This window comes from Cronobacter sp. HA18003, assembly GCF_011605905.1.
GTDB lineage: Bacteria > Pseudomonadota > Gammaproteobacteria > Enterobacterales > Enterobacteriaceae > Cronobacter > Cronobacter sakazakii.
This window is the reverse complement of record NZ_JAANQO010000027.1, coordinates 41,479-52,474: the sequence shown is the minus strand read 5'-3', so window position 1 is coordinate 52,474 and position 10,996 is coordinate 41,479. Positions and strand designations below refer to the sequence as shown.

At 58.5% G+C, this 10,996-nt stretch carries 11 protein-coding genes; 10 read left to right on the top strand and 1 reads right to left on the bottom strand.

Annotation, left to right across the window (positions count from 1 at the left end; translation table 11 throughout):
• Window positions 1-68 precede the first annotated feature (68 nt).
• Complete coding sequence (gene nudE / locus G6041_RS19760) at window positions 69-629, top strand: ADP compounds hydrolase NudE (RefSeq protein ID WP_029039083.1); 561 nt, start codon at window positions 69-71, stop codon at window positions 627-629.
• Window positions 630-716: 87 nt separating this feature from the next.
• Here the strand turns inward: nudE and mrcA are convergent, their stop codons facing one another.
• Complete coding sequence (gene mrcA / locus G6041_RS19755) at window positions 717-3,269, bottom strand: peptidoglycan glycosyltransferase/peptidoglycan DD-transpeptidase MrcA (RefSeq protein WP_012126389.1); 2,553 nt, start codon at window positions 3,267-3,269, stop codon at window positions 717-719.
• A gap of 119 nt (window positions 3,270-3,388) precedes the next feature.
• Between mrcA and G6041_RS19750 the strand changes: the two genes are divergently transcribed.
• The 9 genes from G6041_RS19750 to dam all read left to right on the top strand — a co-directional run bounded on the left by G6041_RS19750 (window position 3,389) and on the right by dam (window position 10,994).
• Entirely contained in the window at window positions 3,389-4,171 is a 783-nt protein-coding gene (locus tag G6041_RS19750; protein WP_012126390.1) for a hypothetical protein, read from the top strand.
• On the top strand, window positions 4,168-4,722 hold the full coding sequence (locus G6041_RS19745; RefSeq protein ID WP_029464284.1) for a PilN domain-containing protein: 555 nt from the start codon (window positions 4,168-4,170) through the stop codon (window positions 4,720-4,722). Before G6041_RS19750 ends, G6041_RS19745 begins: the two co-directional genes overlap by 4 nt.
• Complete coding sequence (locus G6041_RS19740) at window positions 4,706-5,182, top strand: HofO family protein (RefSeq protein ID WP_012126392.1); 477 nt, start codon at window positions 4,706-4,708, stop codon at window positions 5,180-5,182. The genes G6041_RS19745 and G6041_RS19740 overlap by 17 nt, the downstream gene beginning before the upstream one ends.
• 19 nt (window positions 5,183-5,201) lie before the next feature.
• Window positions 5,202-5,582, top strand: a complete 381-nt coding sequence (locus G6041_RS19735; protein WP_041460672.1) for a HofP DNA utilization family protein — start codon at window positions 5,202-5,204, stop codon at window positions 5,580-5,582.
• On the top strand, window positions 5,494-6,744 hold the full coding sequence (gene hofQ, locus G6041_RS19730) for a DNA uptake porin HofQ (RefSeq protein WP_369834945.1): 1,251 nt from the start codon (window positions 5,494-5,496) through the stop codon (window positions 6,742-6,744). The genes G6041_RS19735 and hofQ overlap by 89 nt, the downstream gene beginning before the upstream one ends.
• Window positions 6,745-7,038: 294 nt before the next feature.
• Window positions 7,039-7,560 carry a shikimate kinase AroK gene (gene aroK / locus G6041_RS19725; RefSeq protein WP_004386573.1) on the top strand — a complete coding sequence of 174 codons (522 nt, stop codon included), beginning with the start codon at window positions 7,039-7,041 and terminating at the stop codon, window positions 7,558-7,560.
• 54 nt (window positions 7,561-7,614) lie between these two features.
• Window positions 7,615-8,703, top strand: coding sequence for a 3-dehydroquinate synthase (gene aroB, locus G6041_RS19720; RefSeq protein WP_012126396.1), 1,089 nt, complete (start codon window positions 7,615-7,617; stop codon window positions 8,701-8,703).
• A 90-nt stretch (window positions 8,704-8,793) separates the two neighbouring features.
• Window positions 8,794-10,107: a cell division protein DamX gene (gene damX / locus G6041_RS19715; protein WP_004386575.1), complete on the top strand. Its 1,314-nt coding sequence runs from the start codon at window positions 8,794-8,796 to the stop codon at window positions 10,105-10,107.
• Window positions 10,108-10,175: 68 nt separating this feature from the next.
• Window positions 10,176-10,994, top strand: a complete 819-nt coding sequence (gene dam, locus G6041_RS19710) for an adenine-specific DNA-methyltransferase (protein ID WP_004386576.1) — start codon at window positions 10,176-10,178, stop codon at window positions 10,992-10,994.
• The last annotated feature ends 2 nt before the right edge of the window (window positions 10,995-10,996 follow it).

The window sequence follows — 10,996 nt, the reverse complement described above, 5'->3', positions numbered from 1 at the left end:
CACATTGCCCGAACCGTGCGGTGTGTCGCACAATGAGCAAAGATATGGTTACCCGGTGGCCGGTTAATATGAATAAACCTCTGCAAAAACCCACTATTTTAAATATTGAAACGGTCGCCCGTTCGCGTCTTTTCAGCGTTGAGCAGGTAAGCCTCGCCTTCAGCAATGGCGAGCAGCGCGTTTATGAGCGTATGCGTCCTTCGGAGCGCGAGGCGGTGATGATCGTGCCCATTATTGACGATCATCTGATCTTAATCCGTGAATATGCTGTCGGCACCGAATCCTACGAGCTGGGCTTTTCCAAAGGGCTTATCGATCCGGGTGAAAATATTTACGAAGCGGCCAACCGCGAATTAAAAGAGGAAGTCGGCTTTGGTGCGAACCAACTGACATTCCTGAAAAAACTCACTATGGCGCCGTCTTATTTCTCCAGCAAAATGAATATTCTGGTGGCGGAAGATCTCTATCCGGAAACGCTGCAGGGCGACGAGCCGGAGCCGCTGATTCAGGAGCGCTGGCCGCTCGCGCATATGATGGATCTGCTGGAAGATCCGGATTTCAGCGAGGCCCGCAACGTCAGCGCGCTGTTCCTGGTGCGCGAATGGCTGAAGATGCACGGCAGGCTGTAATCGCCTTACAAAAAACGCCCGGCAAAGGGCGTTTTCATCTGCGTGATACCTAAAAAAACGCCCCATGACGGGGCGTTTGTTGTTTTATCAGAACAGCTCGTGGGTTTCCCCGTTATCGATAATCGTCGTGCCGACTTCATGCACCGCCTGCTGGGTCGGCTGCGTGCCTTCGATAAAGTACTCTTCACGGCTGTTGCCGCCATTCGCCAGCTGACCGGTACTGCGGTCGATATTGACCGTCACGATGCCCGGCGGCGGCGTTAACGGCTCTTCCGGCACGCCTTCCAGCGCGGCCTTCATATACGCATCCCACGCAGGCTGCGCGCTTTTCGCACCGCCCTCATAGCCGGAGATCTGGTCTTTAATCGCACCCGAGGCCGTGGTGCGGCCGAGATCGCGGCGGTGATCGTCAAAGCCTATCCACACAGACGTCACCACGCCCGGACCATAACCGGAGAACCAGGCGTCTTTCGAGCTGTTGGTCGTACCGGTTTTACCGCCGATATCGCGACGTTTGAGATCGCGTCCGGCGCGCCAGCCTGTTCCCTGCCAGCCCGGCTCGCCGAAGATATTGCTGTTCAGCGCGCTTTTAATCAAAAACGACAGCGGCGTGCTGATGACGTGCGGCGCATACTGCGGTGCCGGGCTCTGCGCCACCAGATCGCGGTTCGCCTGCTCAAGCTGCGGCATTGGCACCGGCGCGTTCTGCTGTTCTGCGGAGGTGGCGACGTTTTCCACGTCTTTGTTTTCCAGCACGTTTGATTTCGGCGTTTCGCCGTAAATCACCGGGATATCGCAATCCGGGCAGGCGATTTTCGGCTTCGCTTCAAACAGCGTTTCGCCCTGAACATTGGTGATTTTGCTGATAAACCACGGGTCTACCAGGAAGCCGCCGTTCGCCATTACCGCATAGCCGCGCGCGACCTGTAACGGCGTGAAGGACGCGGAGCCGAGCGCCAGCGATTCGGTATGCACGATATTCTGCGCCGGGAAGCCGAAACGCTGGAGATATTCCGCCGCGTAATCGACGCCCATCGCGCGCATGGCGCGAACCATCACCACGTTTTTCGACTGACCAAGCCCCTGGCGCAAACGAATCGGCCCGGCATATTCCGGCGGAGAGTTCTTCGGACGCCAGTCAGAGCCCGCACCGGCATCCCAGCGCGAAATCGGCACGTCGTTCAGAATGCTCGCGAGCGTCAGGCCCTTGTCCATCGCCGCCGTATACAGGAACGGCTTAATGTTCGAGCCGACCTGGCGCAGCGCCTGGGTCGCACGGTTGAACTTGCTCTGGTTGAAATCAAAGCCGCCCACCAGCGCCAGTATCGAACCATCTTTCGGGTTGATGGAAACCAGCGCCGAGTTGACGTCCGGCACCTGCGCGAGCCACCAGCTGTCATCGACCTTACGCACCCAAATCTGCTGGCCTGCCTGCAACACGTCGGTGACGCGGCGCGGCGTCGGGCCTTGTGCGGTATCGGAGCGGTAAGGGCGCGCCCAGCGCACACCGTCCATCTTTAGCGACACCGAGGAGTTATCGGCAAGCAACGCCGTCGCTTCGTCAGGATTTGCCGAGGTGACCACCGCAGGCAGCAGCGGCCCGTAGGTCGGCAGGTTTTTCAGCGAGTCGGTGATTTTCTTGCTGTCCCACGCCATCTCGCCCACGCGCCACAGCACATTAGACGGGCCGCGATAACCGTGGCGCATGTCGTAATCCATCACGTTGTCGCGCACCGCTTTCTGCGCGGCCTGCTGAATGCGGCGGGTAATGGTGGTGTAAACCTTATAACCATCCTCGTAGGCGTTTTCGCCGTAACGGCTGATCATCTCCTGACGCACCATTTCTGTCAGGTACGGCGCGGAAAACGCGATTTCCGGCGCGTGATAATTGGCGTTAATGGTTTCGCTGCGCGCCTCGTCATACTGCGACTGGCTGATATAGCCCTCGCTCAGCATACGTGAGAGCACGACGTTACGGCGCGCCGTGGCGCGCTCAAGCGAGTAGAGCGGGTTGAACGTTGACGGCGCTTTCGGCAGGCCGGCTATCACGGCGATTTCGCTTAAGGAGAGTTGATCCACCGTTTTGCCGAAATAGACCTGAGCAGCCGCGCCCACGCCGTAAGCGCGATAACCGAGATAAATCTTGTTCAGGTAAAGCTCAAGGATCTCATCTTTCGTCAGCAGTTGCTCAATACGCACCGCGAGAAAAGCCTCCTTGATTTTACGCATCAGGGTGCGTTCCGGGCTTAGAAAGAAGTTACGCGCCAGCTGCTGCGTAATGGTACTCGCGCCCTGTGAAGCGTGACCGGAGAAGAGCGCCACGCTCGCGGCACGGAAAATACCGATCGGATCGACGCCGTGGTGATCGTAGAAGCGGCTGTCTTCTGTGGCGATAAACGCTTTCACCATTTCCGGCGGGATCTGATTAAGCGTCAGCGGGATACGGCGCTTTTCGCCGTACTGCGCGATCAGCTCGCCGTCAGCGCTATAGATCTGCATAGGAATTTGCAGCCGCACATCTTTCAGCGTGGCGACGTCAGGTAACTGGGGCTCAATAAATTTATACAGGCCGTATATCGAGCCGGCTCCCAGCAGAATGCAAAAGACTGCAAGGAAGAATAAATACTTTACGAACTTCACCGAGGATTTCCCATTTAGTTTCTGTTGGGCAGTTTATAAACAACCGCGCGGTAGTATAAAGGCAAGCCTGAAGCATTGATATGGCATTTTCATTTTGCGCGACAGGGAGAACGTCAAAAATGATCGTCGGGAAATGGCAGATAGGCTTGCATATTCAATTAGATAGCATCGTTGCCGTGGCGCTGGTGCGAAAGCGAGGCGGCTGGCGACAGCAGCGCTGGTGGAGATTCCCGCTGGCCCCTCATCACGACGGCGAACCACGCCGCCAGGCGTTAATCGAGGCGCTGACGCCGTGGCGCGCGCAACTGCCGCGCTACTCTTCCATCCGGCTTGGGTTTCCGGCGCAGCGCACGTTACAGCGCGAACTTCCCAGGCCTGCGACCACGCTGTGTGAGCCAGAGTGCGAGGCCTGGCTTGGTGCCGTGGCCGCCCGTCAGCTCTCTTTGCCGCCCGACGCGCTGGCGTTTGATTATGCCGAACGCCAGGACGGCTATGCCGTAACTGCCGCGCGCGCTGCGGAAGTGGCAGAGCTGATGGCGTGCGCCCGCGCGCTGCGTTTTACGCCTGCCGCGCTGACGCCGGATGCGAGCGCGCTGGCCTGCCTCTTGCCCTATACCGCTGATGCCTGTCAGGCCATCGTGACGCAGACGGGCACGCAGTGGCTGTGGGCGATGCGCGATCGCTGGGGCGTCTGTGCAACGCCAGGCGTGGAAGGGCTGAGATCGCTCGGCGCGCAGCTTGGCATACAAGCACAGGAAATCGCGCTGTGCGGTGCATCCTGGCAAGAGGGTGACTGGCAGGCGTTTGATCCGTGGCAGGTTATCACCTGGCCCTGTCTGCCAAAGCCCGAAGACACCGGGTGCTTCGCCGTCGCGCTTGGTCTGGCGCTGGGAGCGGCGTGATGAGGCGGCATATTAATCTTCTGCCGTGGCGGCATGTCAGGCGGCGCACCCGGCTGATGCGCTGGGGCGGTTTTTTTCTTCTCGCAGCGCTGGTGGTTTTGCTCGCGGCTATGGCGGGCCACTACGTCATCAGGCACCAGCAGCGCGCGCTGCAGCAACAGCTTGATGCGTTGCTCATTACGTTGACGGAGCAGAAATCGCGGCTGCGAGAGGCACAGCGCGCCGCGGCGGAATATGAGGCATTACGCGCGCGCTGGCAACGTCGTGAAAGCGACCGCCAGGAGGTCGCGGCATGGCGGCAGCGTCTGTTGACGCTTGCCGATGCCTTGCCGGCATCGCTCTGGCTCACCACGCTGCGTTTTCATGATGACCGTCTCGAGCTCACCGGCAATGCGTATGAGCCCCAGGCGCTCAGCCTCTTTGAGGAAAACGTGCGAGCGCTTGCGCCTTTTACACGGGTGATGCCGGGGGAAACGCGCCGGGAGGCGGAGGGCTACTGGCACTTTTCGCTCTCATTGCAAAAGGAGTCTGCCGATGCGGCTTCTCATTGATCGCTGGCTTTCCGGCCCCTCATCGCGGCGTGCAGCGTGCGCTGGCGTCTGGATAGCGCTGCTGGTCGCGGCGGGTTACGCAGGGTTGACGCCTCTCACCAGGGACTTTCGCCAGTTGCAAGCGCAGCTTGAACAGCGCCGGGCTGAACTGCGAACGCTTAAGCAGCGGCAGGCTGCGCAATCAGGCGAGCGAGATGCTGTGGCAGCGCTCGCGGCACAACTTGCCATGAAGCCCTTTTCGCCGCTGGCGGTGGATCCCGGCCCCGAAGGGCATCTTATTCACTGGCAACCGCAAGGGGATACCGGCGAGCTGGAGCTGGCATTAGCCTGGCCGCATGTGCCTGATATTTTTGAGGCGCTCGCGCAAAGCGACATGCTGGCGCACGGTTTTACGCTGAGCAGAGAGGGCGACCAACGCCTGCGGCTCACGCTACAGCTGGAGCGCGCCCATGAGAAGTAGCGCGCTATGGATCTTACTGATGCTGGCGAGTTGCCCGGCCTGGGCTGCGCGAGACCCTTTTGCGCCACCGCAGGCGCGCTGTCAGCTGCATCAGGCCGATCTCTGGCGTTACGGCGGCATGGTGAAAAAGGGCGATTCGGTGCGGGTGCTGTTACAGACGCCGGAGAAAACGTGGCTGCGCGTCAGCCCAGGCGCGACGCTCCCGACCGGCTGGCAGCTTACCGGTGTTGAGGCCAATAAGGTGATGTTAAAGAGTGGCGACGGGTGTCGCCCTTCGGTTCTGGTATGGACACTTAAGGATACGCATCATGATAAGGAAATCCCTTCCTTTATTATTACTCGCGGCGACAACCGTTTTCGCCGCGCCCACGAGCCCGGGCGTCTCGCTGGTGGCGGATGAAACGCCGGTCGTCCAGTTATTACAGGCGCTGGCTGAAAGCGAGCAGTTAAACCTGGTGGTCGCGCCGGGTGTGGAGGGCGTCGTCTCTTTGCATTTGCAGGATGTGCCCTGGCAGCAGGCGTTCCAGATGGTGACGGAGAGCGCGCGGTTGCGCTGGCATAAAGAGCGCAACATTTTGCGCGTCTACCCTGAAAGCTGGGAGCAGCAAAATCAGGCACAGCGGGACGCCGCGCGCCAGCAGCAGGAACGGAATCTGCCGCTGGTAAACGACACCTTCACGCTGCGTTATGCCGAGGCTTCGGAGCTTGCCGCCGCGATGGCAGCGCTCGGCGATAAACTGATAACCCCGCGCGGTAGCGTCACGGTAGATAAGCGCACTAACCGCCTACTGGTATGTGATACCGCCAACGCGTTGCGTCAGGTACGGGAGTGGGTCGCGAAAATGGATATCCCGGTAGGTCAGGTGGAACTGGCCGCGCATATCGTCACCATTAACCAGCAGAGCCTGCGTGAGCTTGGTGTTAAGTGGAGTACCGCGGATGCCGACGGCCCCACGACGCTCTATCACCCGACGACCATTTCCGCGGATCTGGCAGTGGCGAATGCGACCACGCGGCTTGGTTTTAATATCGGGCGTATCGATGGGCGCATGCTGGAGTTTGAGCTTTCGGCGCTGGAGCAAAAACAGAAGGTGGAGATTATCGCGAGCCCCCGGCTGTTAGCGGCACATCAACAGCCAGCCAGCATCAAGCAGGGCAGTGAAATTCCGTATCAGGTGTCGAGCGGCGAAAGCGGGGCGACCTCAGTGGAGTTCAAAGAAGCGGTGCTGGGGATGGAGGTAACGCCCACCATTGGGCAGGACGGGCGTATCAAGCTTAAGCTGCGCATCAGCCAGAATATGCCGGGCCAGGCGCTACAGCAGGCCGATGGTGAAGTGTTAGCGATTGATAAACAAGAAATCGAAACGCAGGTTGAGGTCAAAGACGGCGAAACGCTGGCGCTTGGTGGAATTTTCCAGCAAAAAAATAAAGCGGGGAATGAACAGGTGCCGGTTTTGGGAAATATTCCGCTCTTCGGGAGTCTTTTTCGCCACGACGGTAAAGATAACGAAAAACGTGAACTGGTGGTGTTTATTACGCCGCGCATCATCAGCGGGGCCTGAGTTCACAGGAGTTTTTAGCCATTATCGTCGCCGGATGTTTGACGCAGGGGTGGAATTAGCATACAAGGAGTACCGATTTGAGAGTCGGTCAAAGGCGGTGCATCCGTTGTTGTTTTTTCACTCCTGTGCGTCAGACGCGGTGATTTATTCGGTTGCCAAACTACCTTGAGTGTTGAGATAATTTTTGATCTGACTCTCGCACTATCGCTTAAGAGGTTTCAGTTCATTTCCCGCAGCTCAGGGTTATTGCACGCGGGTTTATCATCAACGAATTGTCTTAGTAGTACCGAAAAAATGGCAGAGAAACGCAATATCTTTCTGGTTGGGCCTATGGGTGCTGGCAAAAGCACTATTGGGCGTCAGTTAGCACAACAGCTCAACATGGAATTTTACGACTCCGATCAGGAGATCGAAAAACGTACCGGAGCTGATGTCGGCTGGGTCTTCGATGTAGAAGGCGAAGAAGGTTTCCGCGATCGCGAAGAAAAAGTCATCAATGAACTGACGGAAAAGCAGGGTATTGTACTGGCGACCGGCGGTGGCTCTGTCAAATCCCGCGAAACCCGCAATCGTCTCTCCGCGCGTGGTGTGGTGGTCTATCTGGAAACCACTATCGAAAAGCAGCTTGCCCGTACTCAGCGTGATAAAAAACGCCCGCTGTTGCAGGTTGACACGCCTCCGCGTGAAGTGCTCGAAGCGCTCGCCAACGAACGTAATCCGCTGTATGAAGAGATTGCCGACGTCACCATCCGTACTGACGATCAGAGCGCAAAAGTCGTGGCTAACCAGATTATCCATATGCTGGAAAACAACTAATTCCGGCGAATCCTTACTCACCTGCGGGTAAAGCACAGAAGGTTACTGAACGTCATGGAGAGGTTAACGGTTACTCTCGGGGAACGTAGTTACCCTATCACCATCGCAGCCGGATTGTTCAACGATCCGGCTTCCTTTTGGCCTTTGCGTGCAGGTGATCAAACCATGCTGGTCACCAATGAAACGCTGGCACCGCTGTGGCTGGATAAAGTCCGCTCCGCGCTGGAACAGGCGGGCGTGAAGGTTGACCAGGTGATTTTGCCCGACGGCGAGCAGTATAAAAGCCTGGCGGTACTGGAAACCGTGTTCAGCGCGCTGCTGGAAAAACCGCATGGCCGCGATACCACGCTTATCGCGCTGGGCGGCGGCGTTATCGGCGATCTCACCGGCTTTGCCGCGGCGTGCTATCAGCGCGGCGTGCGCTTCATCCAGGTGCCGACCACGTTGCTTTCGCAGGTCGATTCCTCCGTTGGCGGCAAAACCGCCGTTAACCATCCGCTTGGCAAAAACATGATAGGCGCCTTCTGGCAGCCCGCCTCCGTGGTGGTCGATCTCGACTGTCTGCAAACCCTGCCTGCGCGTGAGCTGGCCTCCGGGCTCGCGGAAGTCATCAAATACGGCATCATCCTTGACCGCGATTTTTTCCTCTGGCTGGAGGAGAATATCGACGCGCTGCTGGCACTCGATGGCGCGGCGATGGCGTACTGCATCCGCCGCTGTTGCGAGATCAAAGCCGATGTCGTCGCGGCGGACGAGCGCGAAAGCGGTATGCGCGCCTTGTTGAACCTGGGCCATACTTTTGGTCACGCGATCGAAGCGGAAATGGGTTACGGCAACTGGCTGCATGGCGAAGCGGTCGCCGCAGGCATGGTGATGGCGGCGCGTGCCGCAGAGCGTCTCGGCCAGTTTGAGACGCAGGATGTCGAGCGCATTATCGCGCTGCTCAAGCGCGCGGGACTGCCGGTCACCGGCCCTGAAACCATGCCGCCGCAGGCGTATCTGCCGCACATGATGCGTGATAAAAAAGTTCTGGCTGGCGAGCTGCGCTTAGTGCTGCCGCTGGCTATCGGGAAGAGTGAAGTGCGCGGCGGAGTGCCGCACGATCTGGTTTTAAGCGCGATTGCTGATTGTCAGCAGGCGTGAATGAAAAGTACTGTTCGCCAGTCAATGGCGTTTTTACTATCGGGCAATAGCGTGGCGCAGGCTGCAATGAGCCTTCGAGTGGGGTGTTAAATGGATGAATTCAAACCAGAAGACGAGCTGAAACCCGATCCCAGCGATCGTCGTCCTGGTCGTTCTCGTAAATCTGCTGAGTTCGATAACGAACCGCAAATCAACATTGATGACGTTGATCTTGATGCGGACGATCGTCGTCCGGCGCGAGCGCGTCGCGAGCAGACGCAAGAGACTTACGAAGCGGATGAATCGCTGGCGGATGATGAAGAAGTCCAGGAGCGTCGTCCGCGCAAGCGTAAAAAAGCGCCCCCGAAAGGGCCCATTTCTCGCCAGCATCTGATGATGGCGCTCGGTATTTTTGTTCTGGTGCTGCTGATTATCGGCATCGGTTCGGCGCTGAAAGGCCCGGATACCACGAAAACCGACGATGCGCAGGCGCAAAACGCCGAGAAGAATATCGATCTCTCCGGTAACGCAGGCAGCGCGTCAGATCAGGCCAACGGTGCGCAGCCGCAGCCGGGCAACACCTCTGCCGCAAATCAGAACAGCGCTAACGCGCCGCAGGATATCTCTCTGCCGCCGGTTTCCTCAACGCCGACTCAGGCGGAATCCCCGTCTGCGCCGCAAGGCCAGCAGCGTGTCGAAGTTCCGGGCGATCTGAACAATGCGCTGACGCAGCAGCAGGGCCAGATTGATAACGCCGTGGCAGGCTCTACGCTTCCCACCGAGCCTGCAACTGTCGCGCCGGTGAACGGCAACGCCGCAGCCGCTCAGCCGTCGCGCGACACCGCGCAAAGCGAGAAACCTGCGCGTCATAACGCCGCTACCACCACGCGTCCTGAGCGTAAGCAGATGGTGATTGAGTCTGAGCCGCGTAAAACGCAGACTACCCAGAGCAAACCGCAGCAGACACCGGCGAAAACCGCCACCACGGAGCAGAAACCGGCCAGCACGCCGAAACGCAGCGAGCCTGCGACCGGCACCGCCTCCGCACCGGTGAAAGCGCCAGCGACCACCGCCACGCAAGCGCCGAAGAGTACGCCTGCCGCGAGCCAGCCTTCCGCCCCTGCGGGCGGCGCGAGCGCGGGTAATGTCGGTGCGCTGAAATCCGCGCCGGGCAGCCACTACACGCTTCAGTTGAGCAGTTCGTCGAACTACAACAACCTGAACGCGTGGGCGAAGAAAGAGAATCTCAAAAACTACGTGGTCTATCAGACGACCCGTAACGGTCAGCCGTGGTATGTGCTGGTAAGCGGCGTGTATGGCTCGAAAGATGAGGCGAAACGCGCGGTTTCTTCGCTGCCAGCCGACGTGCAGGCGAAAAACCCGTGGGCTAAGCCGATTCACCAGGTCCAGGCCGATCTGAAGTAATGAGTAAAGCGCAGTATGCTGTCGGAGCCTCCTCCACAGCGTGGGAAGGTATGAGTTAATCAGGCAGCATGAAAAAATATCGCGCTTTTCTTAAATGGGCAGGGGGGAAATACCCCCTGCTCGATGATATCAAACGTCACCTCCCTGAAGGGGAGTGTCTTATCGAGCCTTTCGTTGGCGCCGGGTCGGTTTTTCTCAACACCGACTATTCGCGCTATGTGTTATCAGACATCAACAGCGATCTGATAAGCCTCTACACCACGGTTAAAGATAAAACTGACGATTACGTCAGCGAAGCGCGTCTGCTGTTTACCGCCGAGCATAATCAGGCCGAGGTGTATTATCAGTTGCGTGAAGAGTTTAACCAGAGCCGGGACGAGTTCCGCCGCGCGCTGCTCTTTTTGTATCTTAACCGCCACGGTTACAACGGGCTGTGCCGCTATAATCTGCGCGGCGAGTTCAACGTGCCGTTTGGTCGTTACAAAAAGCCCTATTTCCCGGAGACGGAGCTGTACCATTTTGCGGAGCGCGCCCAGAACGCGCTATTTATCTGCGAATCCTACGACGCCAGCATGGCGCGGGCGCAGCAGGAAAACAGCGCGGTGGTCTATTGCGACCCGCCTTACGCGCCGCTTTCCGCTACTGCGAATTTTACGGCTTACCACACGAACAGCTTTAATCTGGAACAGCAGCGGCATCTGGCGCAGCTTGCGGAAGGGCTGCAAAGCCAGCGCATTCCGGTGCTCATTTCCAACCACGATACCGAGCTGACCCGCCAGTGGTATCAGCAGGCGAAGCTGCATAAGGTGCGGGTACGACGCAGCATCAGCAGCAATGGCGGCACGCGCAGAAAGGTGGACGAACTGCTGGCGCTCTACGAGGCCTGAGC